Here is a 14,994-nt window from a genome sequence, read left to right on the forward strand (position 1 = left end):
TGGTAAAGTGATCTCAAAACTTGATATTGAAACTATTTGATAAACTTATTGAATGCTATTAACATCTATCAAAGACTGCTTTGTCGTGCCTCCGCGCAGTGACGATATGGGTGGTTATTCGTCATCGCGAACCCGAGGCACGAGTGGTGAAGCGATCTCAAAACTTGATATAGAAACTATTCGATGAACTTATTGAATGCTATTAACATCTATCAAAGACTGCTTTGTCGTACCTCCGCGCAGTGACGATATGGGTAGTTATTCGTCATCGTAAACCCGAGGAACGAGCGGTGAAGCGATCTCAAAACTTGATATAGAAACTATTCGATGAACTTATTGAATGCTATTAACATCTATCAATGACTGCTTTGTCGTACCTCCGCGCAGTGACGATATGGGTGGTTATCCGTCATCGCGAACCCGAGGCACGAGTGGTGAAGCGATCTAGTTACTAAGTAGCTCCACAACTTTACAACTCAACACCTTCATACATTTACCACCCAACAACTTTACATTCTTAACTACAAACCGTATGGTTAATAACGATGTTACCTCCTTAGTAAATCGTGGTGATGATCGGATATTTTATCCGTTAATTCGTTGATCGGCAGTATTCCTTGGGAATGTGTACCTTTGCGACTTAATTACATGCAGCGAAAATCAGGAATGAATATAGGAGTAATTGGTAGCGGAAGTTGGGCAACGGCCATGATTAAGATGCTATCCGACAATCAGCAAACGAAACAAATCTATTGGTGGGTTCGCAAAGAAGCGGATGTGGAACACATTCGCCGATATAAACATAACCCAAGTTATTTGAGTTCTGTTGCAGTTGATTTTGAAGATGAATTCGTTACTTCGGATTTAAAGCAGGTATTTGCCCAATCGAATATTATTGTATTGAATACGCCTGCCGCGTATTTAAAATCTGTTTTAGAGCCACTATCAGCGAGCGATTTTGCTGGTAAGGTAATCGTTTCTGCTATTAAAGGAATTGTACCAGGAGAAAACATGGTAGTTGGCGACTATTTGGCGCACGTCTATCAGGTTCCTTTAGAACAAATTGTGGTAGTTGGCGGTCCTTGTCATGCGGAGGAAGTTTCTTCCGAACGGCTTTCTTATTTAACCATCGCTTCGCGCACTTCTGATCACGCCCAATCGGTAGCCTCATTACTAGAAACGCGCTACATCAAAACCATTTTGTCCTCCGATATCATCGGTATTGAATATGCAGCGGTATTGAAGAATATTTTTGCTTTGGCCGGCGGCATTTGTCATGGATTGGGATTTGGTGATAATTTTCAGGCAGTTTTAGTATCCAATGCGATTCGTGAAATTGATTACTTTGTGGAAGCATTGGATCCAAGTGATCGCGATATTAACCATTCGGCTTACTTAGGTGATTTGTTGGTTACTGCCTATTCACAATTTAGCCGTAATCGAACGTTTGGGGCGATGATCGGTAAAGGTTACAGCGTAAAGTCGGCGCAAGTGGAAATGAATATGGTTGCTGAAGGATATTACGCTTCCGCATGTATACAATCGATTATTGCGGAGCATCAGTTGGATATGCCGATTTGCCAAACGGTGTATCAAATTCTTTATCAAAACGGCCAGCCGATGCAAGAGATTAAAAAATTAGCAGAGAAGCTTACCTAATTATTTCTCATGAATAGAGAGCATATAGCGAATACCTATAAACAAATACAACAAGAGATCACGGAAGCCTTAGAAAAGGTGGATGGCGTAGCTACATTTAAGGAAGAAAATTGGGAGCGCGATGGCGGTGGCGGTGGACGCACGCGCATCATTCAACATGGCGACATTTTCGAAAAGGGCGGCGTCAACTTCTCGGAAGTTCATGGCAAATTGCCGGAACCGATTCGACGATCGTTTGGCGTGGAAGAAGAAGATTTTTTCGCTACAGGCGTTTCCATCGTTATTCATCCAAATAATCCTTGGGTTCCTATTATTCACATGAACATCCGATATTTCGAATTGAATGACGAAATAAAATGGTTTGGAGGCGGAATTGATTTGACTCCGCATTATGTGGATCGCGAAGATGCCAGCTACTTCCATCAAAGTTTAAAGAAAGTCTGCGACGATTATCATCCTGAGTTTTATGCAAAGTATAAAGCGTGGGCCGATCGCTATTTCTACATCAAACACCGACGAGAAACCCGCGGTATTGGTGGTATATTTTATGACAAAATTACACCTGAAAATACCGGCCTGAACTATGAAGACATTTTTGCTTTTTCTTGCGATTTAGGTCGGTTGTTTCCGAAAGTGTATGCTGATCTGGTTAACAAATCTCGACACAAGGCATTTTCTGAAGCGGAGAAGCAATGGCAATTGATCCGACGCGGTCGATATGTTGAGTTTAATTTGGTGTACGATTCGGGAACCAAGTTTGGGTTGGAGACTAATGGCCGCATTGAATCAATTCTGATGAGTTTGCCTGAGCAAGCGAATTGGATTTACAATTATCAACCCATCGCCGGTTCGGCAGAAGAGCAAACGTTGGCTCTGCTGAAACAGGATATTAACTGGGTTTAACTTTTAAGCTTTTACATGGTAAACTACGATAAGTTTGTGTTGGCAAACGGTCTTCGCGTATTGGTGCATGAAGATCCGACTACGCCAATGGCTTGCGTCAACGTTCTGTATGACGTAGGTGCGCGCGATGAAGATCCAGAACGCACCGGATTTGCCCATCTTTTCGAACATTTGATGTTCGGCGGATCAGTTAATATTCCGAATTATGATGAGGTTTTGCAGCGTGTTGGCGGCGAGAACAATGCATTCACTAGCAATGATATTACAAATTATTACATCACGTTGCCAGCAGTCAATTTAGAAACAGCACTCTGGTTGGAAAGTGATCGAATGCTCAGTTTGGCATTTAATGAGCAAAGTTTGGAAGTGCAGCGGAACGTGGTATTGGAAGAGTTTAAGCAGCGTTACTTAAACCAACCTTATGGAGATGTTTGGTTGCGTCTGCGCCCGTTGGCTTACAAAACGCATCCATATCGTTGGGCAACGATTGGCAAAAACATGAAGCACATCGAAGATGCTACGATGGACGAAGTGAAGGATTTCTTCAAAACGCATTATCATCCCGCAAATGCCATTTTGGTTGTTGCTGGAGATGTGAAGACAGACGAAGTCAAGAAATTGGTGGAAAAATGGTTCGATACAATTCCTGCTCAAACTGTCAAGCAACGCAACCTTCCGCAAGAAAGTCCTCAAACCATCGCACGGCGTGAGTCTACAGAGGCAGATGTTCCTGCGGACAGCATCTACATTGCTTTTCACGGACCAGATCGTCTACATGCCGATTATCAAGTGTTGGATCTGCTGTCGGATTTATTATCGCGCGGCGGATCATCCCGCCTATACCAGCAATTAGTAAAGGAGAAGCAATTATTTTCCGAAGTAAATGCTTATCTGATGGGCAGTATTGATACCAATTTATTTGTGGTTGAAGGTAAACCTGCAGACGGTGTTTCGCTATCTGACGCGGAAGCAGCCCTTTGGATTGAACTAGATCTTTTGAAAACCAAATTGGCGGAGGAGAATGAATTACAGAAAGTGAAAAATAAAGTCGAATCTACGATGGTTTTCGCCGAATTATCCATTTTGGACAAGGCCATGAATCTGGCGTATTTCGAATTGCTCGGCAATGCTTCGGAATATAATACGGAAGTAGATAAATATATTGCCATTACTGCGCAGGATATAAAACGCGTCGCTAATGATGTGTTCCGTACGGAAAACTCTTCTACATTATCTTATTACGCAAAAAAATCAGAAGCCCATGCTGAATAGAACAGTGGCACCCGCTGCTTACGAAATACAAGGAATGTGGTTGGTCGAACCACAATCTTACATTTGGAATAATGGATTGTGTGTTTTTACCTTTCATGCGCCCGATCAACCTTTGGTGAAAGCGGAATTTGTTTTTAAAAACGTATTTGATTCGCAAAAAGAGGATCCACTGCAAAACATGGCATTAAGTGCGATGATGCGCGAAGGGACGAGTAAGATGAGCAGCGCAGAAATAGCCGAAGCGGTGGACTATTACGGCGCATATCTAGTTCCCGAATTTAGCTTCGATTATACTTCGTTTACGTTGTACACGTTAAGTAAATATGTCGATCAGGTTCTTCCGATTTTGCATGAGATATTTATTGATGCACAGCTTCCGGAATCCGAGTTGCTGACCTACAAACGAACGAACAAACATAGTTTACAGATCTCCTTGGAGAAAAATGAGTTTATTGCGAAACGCGCATTTTACCAACAACTTTTTGGTGAAAATAGATATGGTCGGGTAACTATTGAGTCTTCGTTAGATGCTTTAAATCGGGAGGAGTTGCATCGACTAATGTTTTCTCAGATGAGGCCTGAAAACTGTACGTTGTTTCTTTCTGGAAATGTCAGTGAAGAATTACTCCAACAAACGAATAATTACTTCGGGGAGCGATGGTCTTCTTTGAAGAACATTGAATCTAAGCCGTCAGAAACGTCGTTTCGGCCAATGTCGGCATATTCTACGGATTTAATTTATCAAGAACGTGTCCATTCACTACAATCTGCTATTCGTTTAGGAAGTTGGGGATTACAACGTACAAACCCGGAGTTTCCCGCACTACAATTTGTAAACACACTTTTCGGTGGATATTTTGGTTCACGCTTGATGCGTAATATTCGCGAAGATAAGGGTTATACATATGGGATAAGTTCTTCTGTTGTCAGTTTTCAGCATGTGGGAATGATTGCAATTGCTACACAAGTAGGAGCGGAGGTTACGCAGAGTGCGCTTGATGAAATCAAGAAGGAAATGGATGTGTTGCAGGATAAACTAGCGGATGATGGTGAAGTTTCTTTGGTGAAGAATTACCTGCTTGGAGCCATGCTAGGTAGTCTGGAATCGATATTCTCTCATGCCGATAAATTTAAAGCGGTGTATTATGCGGGGTTGGATTTAGATTACTATCCCTACTATGCGCAAGTAATTCATGAAATGGATGCAATCAAGGTGCGTGATATTGCAGGGAAATATTTACAATACGACGCAATGGCAAAAGTAATTGTTGGTAAGATGTAGGAGCATCTTGCCAACAGCGGCTAGGCTAAGGCAATAAAAAAAGGAAAGACAAGCGTCTTTCCTTTTTTTATGTGTGCAGTTTCGTGTCGAAACTTATTTTGCGCTAGCAGATAATTGATCTAGAATAGCGTTGTTCAAAGAAATCTGATCTTTGTCAGACATTTTGCTTTTAGAACCTAACTCGATGTTACGACCTAGTTTCAAAAACTGAACTTCAACACGAGAAACAGTTTTGTTTCTTCTATCTTTTCTTTTTAAACGAGTAACTCCCATTGTGCTAAATTTAATTTTTTACTTTTTTGTTTTTAAGTACGAGGTCGGAAGCGGATTCGAACCGCTGTAGCAGGTTTTGCAGACCTGAGCCTAGCCACTCGGCCATCCGACCATAACCCTTTCGGCTTGCAAAAATATAATTTTGGTTTGACATTATAAAGTTTTTTTTGCCTTCAAATGCAATTAAAGCGAAAAGGCCTGATTTTTAAGCTTTATTATTCTATGATAAGTTGTTCTGACGGTAATGGAAATTGAATTTGCATAAGCTACAATCCACAGTTGATGAGGTTCCAACTTTAAAAATAATAGATTGAATATCTTTTTATTACCGTTTGATTTTAGCTGCTATGTCGATTTTGGTCTGAACTTTGATTAATGAGAGTCAAACATTGCTGACGTTGAAAACAACAACAGCTATTATTTAAAACTTAAAGATTATAGTGATGAAAAAAGTTTTACTATCATTTGGAGTAGCTATGCTACTAGCAGGAGCAGCACAAGCACAAGTTTCTTACGGATTGCGCGGTGGCGTTAACTTAGGTAAGATTTCAAACCTTGGAGAAAATCAATCTAACAATACATCGTTTCATGTAACTGGTTATGCAGATTTACCAGTAGCGCCGAATTTCTCAATTCAGCCAGGTTTATCTTTGCAAGGTAAGGGTACGAAATTCGACTCAAACTTCGAAAATGCATCAGGAAGTTATACGCGTAACACCATGTCATTGGAAATTCCTGTTAACGCAGTGTATTATATTCCAACAGGATATTCAGGAAGCGTTTTTCTTGGAGCGGGTCCGTACGTAGGAATGAATTTGAGTGGAAAAGATAAAATCAAAGGAGACTTGGCTAATACAGCGGGATTTGAGAACGAAAGAGATCTAAGCTTTTCTGGCGATAATAAAGACATGAACCGTATTGACGCAGGTGTAAACTTCTTGGCTGGTTACCGTTTTAATGGAGGTTTATTACTGAATGCTGGTTACGGATTAGGGTTGACAAATTTGAATCCTGTAAGCAACAACACAACTTACGCTAACCGTGTATGGTCATTCGGAGTTGGTTTCCAATTCTAGTCATTCGTAAAGAATTTCTATTTGATATTATTAATTATGCGATAAAAAGCGGGCTTTAGCCCGCTTTTTCTATTTTGTAAAACGGTTCGTAGTTACGAAGCTGGTAGTTCGGTTGTTAAATAAGATCGCTTCGTCGCCTCGCGATGACGATAGAAGGGAAAGAAGGCTAACCCCACAATCTCGTCATTACGAAGCAGAGGTACGAGGCTGAAGTAATCTTCGCGATGTATAGTTCGGATGTTGAAGAAGATCGCTTCGTTCCCTCGCGATGACGGCACGGAAGGAGGGCTGAGGGCTAACTCCATAACCTCGTCATTACGAAGCCGAGGCACGAGGCTGAAGTAATCTTCGCGAAGTGTTATTTGATTGAATAAGATCGCTTCGTCGCCTCGCGATGACGACAGAAGGGAAGGAAGGCTAACCCCACAATCTCGTCATTAAGAAGCTGAGGTACGCGGCTGAAGTAATCTTCTCGTGTATAGTTCGGATGTTGAAGGAGATCGCTTCGTCGCCTCGCGATGACGGCAGCAGGGAAGGAGGGCTAACTCCGCAATCTCGTCATTAAGAAGCTGATGTACTCTAAATCTTAGATCTCACTCAATTTAAACGTTTCGTTTACCCGAATGCCTTTCTCCGTAAGTTGAAGCGTACAACATTCGTAAATTGGGTCGTGCTCCAAATAGCAGATGTACTCATTATCGACAATCTCCTGCCAGTAATCTTTTCTTTCCTGCATAGTAACTAATGGGCGAACGTCGTAGCTCATCACGTACGCAATCGGAATGTGGCCGACGGAAGGAAGCAAATCAGCCATATAGAGCAATGTTTTGTCCTTATACTGTATCTGCGGAAGCATCATTGCTTCGGTATGTCCGTAAGCATAACGCATATCAATTTTGTCGCCATAAGCTGCGTTTTCTTGTAAAAATCGAAGCTGTCCGGATTCTTGAATAGGTTTGATGTTTTCCACCAAAAAGGAAGCTTTTTCTCTGGGATTAGGATCAACGGTTGCCCAATTCCAATGCTTTTCGTTCGACCAGAATTGCGCATTCTTAAAGGCCGGAACAAGCTTTTCGCCTTCGCGCTTGATTGCTCCACCACAATGATCAAAATGCAAATGCGTTAAAATTACATCCGTAATATCGTCGCGATGAAAACCATGTTTGGCTAAAGATGAATCTAATGTATCATCGCCATGCAAATCGTAATGTCCGAAGAATTTAGCGTCTTGCTTATCACCTAATGATGTATCCACCAATGTTAGTCGATCACCGTCTTCAATAAGTAGCAACCTTGTTGCCCAAGTGCACAAATTTTTTTCGTCAGGCGGATTTGTTCTCGACCAAATCGATTTCGGTACAACGCCAAACATGGCGCCGCCGTCCAATTTGAAAAAGCCGGTATCAATGGTGTATAAATTCATGAAATGTTATTTTTGTTGGTAGTTATCGTGCTAAATAACTTGTCTTGACCGTGATATTTGCTGTTTTGCTTCTCGACGTTGTGTTGAAAGCACCTCCGTAAGAATATTCTTCGTTATCGTTCTGTCCGGTAATTTGAAAAATACCCAAATCTGCTTTTACTAAATTACCTAGTGAGGAACCGGATTCGGTAGCAATGTTATTAGCGCGCAATTTTGCGTTTTCTGAAGCTTGAGAAATCAACTCTAATTTCAGATCCTCCAAACCTGAAAAATAGTAACTCGGCGCATTGGAACTCAATTCTACGCCTTGAGATATCAGTCCGGATATTTCGCGGGAAGCATTATCCACTTTGTCCAAATCTTTCGATTCGATGCTGACCTGTTGCGAAAGGTTGTATCCCGTAAATGTATTATAACTATTGCCATCGCTGTCGCGATTATAGTTGAATTCGCGATTAATATTTACCGCATTAAAAAGAATTTCTTTTTCTTGAATACCGCGTTGTACCAAAAAGTTTTTTACCAAATCGCGATCTTTTCTAAGTTGTTCGGAAGCGCTACTTAAATCCATCGATTTGCGACTAAAGGAAGCAGACCATTTTACAATATCAGACTCGAAATCCTTCTTCGCATTGCCTGTAACGTTGATGGTATTGCTGTTGTTGTATTTGAATTTATAAGCCGATCCGAATATCCAAGCGAAGGAAATAATGGCGAAAGCGGCAATTAAGCTGATAACTATGTTGGAGTTTTTCATAGTGTGCGGTTTAGATTGTGCCAAATTTGTTGCACGTAAAGCTTAGGCAAGATAAGTAAAAAATGCTAATATTGGACTTCACAAACGAGCAATAACGCACCTAGTATGGAATGTCCATGATTGCAAGAAAACAATCATCCACGAAAGTGATCTGGATATTCCATATGGCCACGAAAAAACAAACTACTTAATATGAATAATTGGAGTATTCTCTGCGCAACGCTAGGCACTTTTTTAAGTGTACAAGCATTTGCGCAAAAGCCACCTTTGGATCACGATGTGTACGATAATTGGAAAAGTATCGGATCATCCAACATCAGCAAATCAGGAAATTTCCTGCATTACACAATTGTGCCGCAAGAGGGCGATGCTGTTCTTGAGTTGAAAGATCAGAAAAATAATTTGCTATTGCGCGTTCCGCGCGGCGATCGTGGGACATTGACTACCAATGATCAATTTTTCGTAGCAGGCATCAAACCTATGTTCGCGGATGTTCGCCAAGCAAAAATTAAAAAGAAGAAAGCGGATGATATGCCGAAAGATTCTTTGTTGGTGTTTGGTCTGAAAGATAAGAACCAACCAAGAAAGTTTGCAAACGTTAAATCATACAAGCTTGCGAGAAATAGCAAAGAATACGTCGCATTTATCGCCGAAAATAAGCTTTCGGAAACAAAAGATAGCTTGACGATCGCGAAGGATTCTACTTCTTTAGCAAACAAAACTTCTGCTAAAGGGAAGGGCAAAACAAAAACAGTATTACACCTTTTGCATTTGCCAACTGGGGATACCACGAATTTTGAAGGTGTTGATGACTATTTTTGGCGCGATGATGAACAACAGCTTTTGATGACAAAGAAAGGCGAAGATAAGGACAGTACATCGAAAGAAGCTGGACTTTATTTGTATTCGTTGAAAGATAAATCGATAAAGAAAATTAGCAATGGCAAAGGTTCTTACAAATCATTTAATTATTCAGATGATAATGCGCAATTAAGCTTCGTTGCGTTCAAAGGCGATGATAAAACATTGTCGAAGGAATACAAGCTTTATTATTACACAGATCGTCAGGATACTGCGCAAATTTTGGCGCAACGCGGATCTTCCGGCATGCCGAAAGATTGGTGGGTGAGTGGCGATGCATCTTTGGATTTCAGCGCCGACGGCAATAAATTGTACTTAGGTTTAGCGCCAATTCCGTTGGTAAAAGACACTGCTCTAGTGGAATTTGAACATGCTAAGTTGGATATTTGGCATTGGAAGGACGATTATTTGCAACCTCAGCAGTTAGTGAACCTAAAACGCGATCAAGCGAGAAGCTTTTCAGCCGTAATTTATCCAGAGAATTCCGCAAATGTTATTCCACTCAGCGACGAAACATTCAACCGTATGATCCGAACCGATTTGGGAAATGAAGAATGGGTTTTGGTAACTACGGATTTTGGCAATCGTATTCAATCGCAATGGGATTTGGGCACTTCATCGAAAGTGTATAAAGTTTCGACAAAAAGCGGGAAGAATGAGTTGATCATTCCGACATTGGATGGACAAGTTTATCTTTCTCCGAAAGCGACGCACGCGGTTTATTTTGATCGTAAATCGGCTGGCTGGTACAGTTTAGATTTAAATACGGGCGATAAAAAACATTTGAATCAATCTATTGAGGCTTCTTTCGTAGACGAAGAAAATGATATGCCTATGTTGCCGGGATCTTATGGTGTAGCGGGTTGGTCGGAAGATGGAAAGACCGCATACGTTTACGATCGCTATGATGTTTGGGCATTTCCTTTAGATGGAAAAGCGCCGTCGACAATCACGAATGGTTACGGTCGTGAGAACAAAATATCCTTACGTTTAGCCAATCTGGATCGCCAGGACCATCCGCGTTTCAGGACGAATTATGTTGATCTTGGTAAAGCGCAGTATCTGAATGCGTTCAACGAAGTGACGAAAGAAAATGGCATGTATATTTTGGATGCAGGAAAGCGAATTCGCAATCCACGTCCGGTATTGATGGCGAAAAATACGTTTCGTCGTTTGATGGCGGATGAAAAAGCAGATCGTGTGATTTATACCAAAGAAGATTACATGCATTCGCCAGATTTATATGTGAATTCCATTGCAATGAACCAAGAAATGCGTTTGACGGATATCAATCCGCAACAAGCAACCTATAATTGGGGAACAGCGGAGTTAGTAGAATGGACAACGCCAAAAGGCCATGCTGCGGAAGGAATTTTATACAAGCCGGAAGATTTCGATCCGAATAAAAAATATCCGATAATCGCGTATTTCTACGAGAAACTTTCGGACGGATTGTATTCATATCAAGCACCAGCACCAACGCCTTCACGTTTAAATATTCCTTATTTCGTAAGCAACGGTTATTTGGTTTTTGCGCCGGATATTGAATATGAAACAGGACATCCGGGTCAGGCTGCGGAAGAATTTATCAACTCCGGTATGCGTCATTTAGCGCGCACAAACAGTTGGGTAGATTCCACGAAGATGGGCATTCAAGGTCAAAGCTGGGGTGGCTATCAAGTTGCGCATTTGATTACGAGAACCGATATGTACGCAGCTGCGTGGACAGGAGCGCCCGTTGTAAACATGACCTCTGCGTACGGCGGTATTCGTTGGGGATCGGGTATGTCGCGCCAATTCCAATATGAGAACACGCAAAGTCGTATTGGGCAAAACCTTTGGGAAGCACGCGATTTGTATATTGAAAATTCGCCTTTGTTTTTCTTGGATCGCGTAACCACGCCAGTGGTAATTATGCACAATGATCAAGATGGAGCCGTGCCTTGGTACCAAGGAATTGAAATGTTTACGGCGCTTCGTCGTCTGCAAAAGCCTGTTTGGTTATTAAACTACAACGGCGATGATCACAATTTGATTCAAAGGCAAAATCGGAAAGACATTCAGCGTCGCGAAGTGCAGTTTTTTGACCATTACCTGAAAGGAAAGCCAGCTGCCGTTTGGATAAAGACCGGCGTTCCAGCAATTCATAAAGGAATTCAGTGGGGATTGGAAGTTTAAAAACGATATGAATGGTCATTAAAAATAGGAGGAATGAGAATTCCTCCTATTTTTTTATCAAAAATCTTGTATGTTTTTGCTTTTGATCTTAAAAAGCGTCATATTTACAATGTAAATAATGTGCGATCTACCTGATTTCTTAAGGTGACGGAAATTATTATAAAATTAACTTTCAAAAAATATGTCATTTTTACGGTTTCAATCTGTTAATTCGGCTGGTTCAAGAGAAATAAGCCACGAAGGATATGCAGAATCAAAAAAGGCCATAGCAATTTATGGTAAAAGTGTTTTTACAGTAGATAAAATGCGGGACTACCTGCCGAAGCCTACTTTCGTAGAGCTAAAGGACGCTATCGAAGGCGGTAAGCGCATTTCTCACGATTTAGCAGAGCATATCGCTCAAGCAATGAAATCTTGGGCCTTAGCAAATGGCGCTTCGCACTATACGCACTGGTTTCAACCATTAACCGGATCAACTGCAGAAAAACACGATGCTTTCTTTGAGCCGGATAATAATGGATTAGCGATCGAAAAATTTACAGCTGATGCTTTGGTACAACAAGAGCCGGATGCATCTTCTTTCCCGAATGGTGGTATCCGCAATACCTTCGAAGCGCGTGGTTATACCGCTTGGGATCCATCTTCTCCAGCGTTCTTATTCGAAACTGGCGGTGGCAAAACCTTATGTATTCCTACGGTTTTCGTTTCATACACAGGTGAATCTTTAGATTACAAAGCACCTTTATTGAAAGCGGTTTCCGCGGTAGATAAAGCAGCGACTGAAGTAGCGCAATTCTTCGATAAATCCGTAAGTAAAGTAACGGCTTCTTTGGGTATCGAGCAGGAATATTTCTTGGTGGATTTATCTTTGTTCAACGCACGTCCGGATTTGCAATTGACTGGCCGTACTTTGTTTGGTCACATGGCTGCAAAAGGACAACAATTGGACGACCACTATTTCGGGGCTATTCCTGAGCGCGTTCTAGCATTTATGGTAGATTTGGAAAACGAAGCGTTGAAATTGGGTATTCCTTTGAAAACACGTCACAACGAAGTTGCTCCAACGCAATTCGAATGTGCGCCAATGTTTGAGGAAATCAACTTAGCGATCGATCACAACCAATTGTTGATGAACCTGATGGAGCAAGTTGCTCGTCGTCATCACTTCAAAGTATTGTTGCACGAAAAACCTTATAGCGGTATCAACGGTTCCGGTAAACACAATAACTGGTCATTGATTACAAATACAGGTGTGAACTTGTTAGCACCGGGCAAAACGCCTAAAAATAACTTGATGTTCTTAACATTCTTCGTAAACACAGTGAAAGCTGTTTCTGCGCATGCAGATTTGTTGAGAGCTTCTATCGCTAGTCATTCCAACGATCACCGTTTGGGAGCTAACGAAGCGCCGCCGGCAATTATTTCTATCTTTTTAGGATCTCAATTGGATGAGATTTTGGATGAAGTGGAATCTGCACGCGTAGCGAAAAGAGTTAAGAATGAGACGAACTTGTGGCACGGTATTCCTAAAATTCCAGATTTGAAATTGGATAATACGGATCGTAACCGTACATCTCCATTCGCTTTCACAGGAAACAAATTTGAGTTCCGCGCAGTAGGTTCATCGGCGAATTCAGCATTGCCAATGACTATTTTGAATGCAATTGTTGCTAATCAATTGATCGAATTCAAAATCGAGGTAGATAAGCAAATCAAAAAAGGAACGAAGAAAGATCTAGCGTTGCTAAACGTGGTTCGTAGATATATCAAAGAATCAAGAGCAATTCGTTTCGAAGGAAATGGTTATAGCGATGAGTGGGCGCAAGAAGCCGAAGCTCGCGGTCTATCTAACGTTAAATCTACGCCGAAAGCGTTGGATGTTTACGTATCGGAAGAATCGTTGGCATTGTTCGAGAAATTGGGTATCTATTCTAAACGCGAGTCGGAAGCGAGACACGAAATCTTGTTGGAGAACTTCTACAAGAAATTGCAAATCGAAGCACGTGTGATCACTGAGCTTACAAACAGCTTAATCGCGCCAGCTTGTTTCGAATACCAAAATCAATTGATCGAAAACGTAAAAGGATTAAAAGAAATCGGTTTATCCGAGCAAGCTTACAGCTCGCAACGTAACTTCATTGAGCGTATTTCTTCGCACATCAACATTGCTTTGGAGAAATCAGAAGCGATGCGTCAGGAGCGTAAGAAAGCAAACGAAATCGAAGATATTCGTGAACGCGCTATCGCTTACGACGAAATCGTTAAACCTTACTTCGATGAAATCCGTTACCATGTGAATAAATTGGAGAAAATCGTTGACGATAATAAATGGCCATTGCCAAAATTGCGTGAACTTTTGTTCATCAACTAATAGATAGCATTACTAACTAACCTGCTATTATCCGGAAGCCACTTGCGAAAGCGAGTGGCTTTTTTTATTGTTTAGTCGACAGTAGTACGTGAGTTGGTTTAAAGAAGCATTATGAATGCGATGAACAACGACAGGTTATTTATAAAGAGCAAGGGCAACAATAGATCTTATAGACGCAAATAAATAGAAAGAACTTTAAATAAAAAATGCCGCAGCTTGGGAGACTGCGACATTTGTATTGAGAAGAGATAATGTACTTAGAAGTTGTTTATAATATTTATTTAGATTAAATATAAACAACATTACAAATGTATATTCTATCGAGCATATATGCAAATAGAAATACTTAAAAAATGAAAAATATTTTAGGAAGCTTATAAGTCATAAACAACCGACATGTTGTATGCCAAAAGCGTTATCCGAACAATCCGCGCTATAGAGAGCCGAGTTATCTAAAAATGATAATTGCCACAGTAACTGCAATTAAGACTAGGAGCAAAGCTATTGATTTAATACTAACGGCCTTCCTGAAAAGTTGAAAAACCGCCAAAAACAGCGAAAATATAATAAGTATTAAGGTTGGAATAAAAAACAATTCGTGAACGAACTGCGCCATGTTAAGTAAGAAACCTTCCACATCTGCGTAAGTGACTATTGTGGTAAAAACCAATAACGCTATGGCGATTGCATTGAGTAGAATTGTAAATCTAAATGCTTTGCCAGCATCAGAAGGTATGTTATCGGATAATGGTCTTGTGCGTCGATCCATGGTTATAGAATTTAGCTCTATATATCTTGGTTGATAGTTCTGTCTACCCTAAAGTAAATAAAAAAAGCGACTAATAGGTCGCTTTCTTGTGGAGATTATCGGAGTCGAACCGATGACCTTTTGGCTGCCAGCCAAACGCTCTAGCCAGCTGAGCTAAACCCCCGTTTTGG

The 14,994-nt window shown here is 41.0% G+C and carries 10 protein-coding genes and 2 tRNA genes; 7 read left to right on the plus strand and 5 right to left on the minus strand.

From position 1 onward, the window contains the following. Nucleotides 1-648: 648 nt before the first annotated feature. From ACFSQ3_RS08160 to ACFSQ3_RS08175, 4 genes are read left to right on the plus strand one after another with little or no spacing between them, the layout of a single operon-like run. A complete protein-coding gene (locus tag ACFSQ3_RS08160; RefSeq protein ID WP_380869047.1) occupies nt 649-1,659 on the plus strand; it encodes an NAD(P)H-dependent glycerol-3-phosphate dehydrogenase in 1,011 nt (336 codons plus the stop codon). 9 nt (nt 1,660-1,668) lie between these two features. Continuing rightward, on the plus strand, nt 1,669-2,562 hold the full coding sequence (hemF, locus tag ACFSQ3_RS08165; RefSeq protein WP_380869048.1) for an oxygen-dependent coproporphyrinogen oxidase: 894 nt from the start codon (nt 1,669-1,671) through the stop codon (nt 2,560-2,562). A gap of 15 nt (nt 2,563-2,577) precedes the next feature. Next, on the plus strand, nt 2,578-3,834 hold the full coding sequence (locus ACFSQ3_RS08170; RefSeq protein WP_380869049.1) for a M16 family metallopeptidase: 1,257 nt from the start codon (nt 2,578-2,580) through the stop codon (nt 3,832-3,834). Next, nucleotides 3,824-5,116 (plus strand): M16 family metallopeptidase, encoded by a 1,293-nt coding sequence (locus ACFSQ3_RS08175; RefSeq protein ID WP_380869050.1) that lies wholly within the window; start codon nt 3,824-3,826, stop codon nt 5,114-5,116. Before ACFSQ3_RS08170 ends, ACFSQ3_RS08175 begins: the two co-directional genes overlap by 11 nt. A gap of 93 nt (nt 5,117-5,209) precedes the next feature. Here the strand turns inward: ACFSQ3_RS08175 and ACFSQ3_RS08180 are convergent, their stop codons facing one another. After that, nucleotides 5,210-5,389: a spore protein gene (locus tag ACFSQ3_RS08180; protein ID WP_380869051.1), complete on the minus strand. Its 180-nt coding sequence runs from the start codon at nt 5,387-5,389 to the stop codon at nt 5,210-5,212. A gap of 41 nt (nt 5,390-5,430) precedes the next feature. Further along, nucleotides 5,431-5,501, minus strand: a tRNA-Cys gene (locus ACFSQ3_RS08185). Between the two features lie 331 nt (nt 5,502-5,832). On the opposite strand from ACFSQ3_RS08185, the gene ACFSQ3_RS08190 reads away from it, so the two are divergent. After that, a complete protein-coding gene (locus tag ACFSQ3_RS08190; RefSeq protein ID WP_380869052.1) occupies nt 5,833-6,465 on the plus strand; it encodes a porin family protein in 633 nt (210 codons plus the stop codon). Nucleotides 6,466-7,051: 586 nt separating this feature from the next. On the opposite strand, the gene ACFSQ3_RS08195 is transcribed toward ACFSQ3_RS08190, so the two are convergent. Beyond that, the gene (locus ACFSQ3_RS08195; RefSeq protein ID WP_380869053.1) at nt 7,052-7,888 is read right to left on the minus strand and encodes an MBL fold metallo-hydrolase; all 837 of its coding nucleotides are present in this window, start codon (nt 7,886-7,888) and stop codon (nt 7,052-7,054) included. A gap of 22 nt (nt 7,889-7,910) precedes the next feature. Continuing rightward, nucleotides 7,911-8,645, minus strand: coding sequence for an SIMPL domain-containing protein (locus ACFSQ3_RS08200; protein ID WP_380869054.1), 735 nt, complete (start codon nt 8,643-8,645; stop codon nt 7,911-7,913). A 192-nt stretch (nt 8,646-8,837) separates the two neighbouring features. Between ACFSQ3_RS08200 and ACFSQ3_RS08205 the strand changes: the two genes are divergently transcribed. Further along, the gene (locus tag ACFSQ3_RS08205; RefSeq protein WP_380869055.1) at nt 8,838-11,684 is read left to right on the plus strand and encodes an alpha/beta hydrolase family protein; all 2,847 of its coding nucleotides are present in this window, start codon (nt 8,838-8,840) and stop codon (nt 11,682-11,684) included. Nucleotides 11,685-11,865: 181 nt separating this feature from the next. Then, complete coding sequence (locus tag ACFSQ3_RS08210; protein ID WP_380869056.1) at nt 11,866-14,055, plus strand: glutamine synthetase III family protein; 2,190 nt, start codon at nt 11,866-11,868, stop codon at nt 14,053-14,055. A gap of 858 nt (nt 14,056-14,913) precedes the next feature. On the opposite strand, the gene ACFSQ3_RS08215 is transcribed toward ACFSQ3_RS08210, so the two are convergent. Beyond that, a tRNA-Ala gene (locus tag ACFSQ3_RS08215) sits at nt 14,914-14,987 on the minus strand. Nucleotides 14,988-14,994: the final 7 nt, after the last annotated feature.

Source organism: Sphingobacterium corticis (genome assembly GCF_042684745.1).
Taxonomy (GTDB): Bacteria; Bacteroidota; Bacteroidia; order Sphingobacteriales; family Sphingobacteriaceae; genus Sphingobacterium; species Sphingobacterium corticis.

Coding starts and splice junctions, on each gene's coding strand:
- ACFSQ3_RS08200 (WP_380869054.1), bottom strand. CDS start 8,645: ATGAAAAACTCCAACATAGTTATCAGCTTAATTGCCGCTTTCGCCATT.
- ACFSQ3_RS08175 (WP_380869050.1), top strand. CDS start 3,824: ATGCTGAATAGAACAGTGGCACCCGCTGCTTACGAAATACAAGGAATG.
- ACFSQ3_RS08210 (WP_380869056.1), top strand. CDS start 11,866: ATGTCATTTTTACGGTTTCAATCTGTTAATTCGGCTGGTTCAAGAGAA.
- ACFSQ3_RS08170 (WP_380869049.1), top strand. CDS start 2,578: ATGGTAAACTACGATAAGTTTGTGTTGGCAAACGGTCTTCGCGTATTG.
- ACFSQ3_RS08180 (WP_380869051.1), bottom strand. CDS start 5,389: ATGGGAGTTACTCGTTTAAAAAGAAAAGATAGAAGAAACAAAACTGTT.
- hemF (WP_380869048.1), top strand. CDS start 1,669: ATGAATAGAGAGCATATAGCGAATACCTATAAACAAATACAACAAGAG.
- ACFSQ3_RS08205 (WP_380869055.1), top strand. CDS start 8,838: ATGAATAATTGGAGTATTCTCTGCGCAACGCTAGGCACTTTTTTAAGT.
- ACFSQ3_RS08160 (WP_380869047.1), top strand. CDS start 649: ATGCAGCGAAAATCAGGAATGAATATAGGAGTAATTGGTAGCGGAAGT.
- ACFSQ3_RS08195 (WP_380869053.1), bottom strand. CDS start 7,888: ATGAATTTATACACCATTGATACCGGCTTTTTCAAATTGGACGGCGGC.
- ACFSQ3_RS08190 (WP_380869052.1), top strand. CDS start 5,833: ATGAAAAAAGTTTTACTATCATTTGGAGTAGCTATGCTACTAGCAGGA.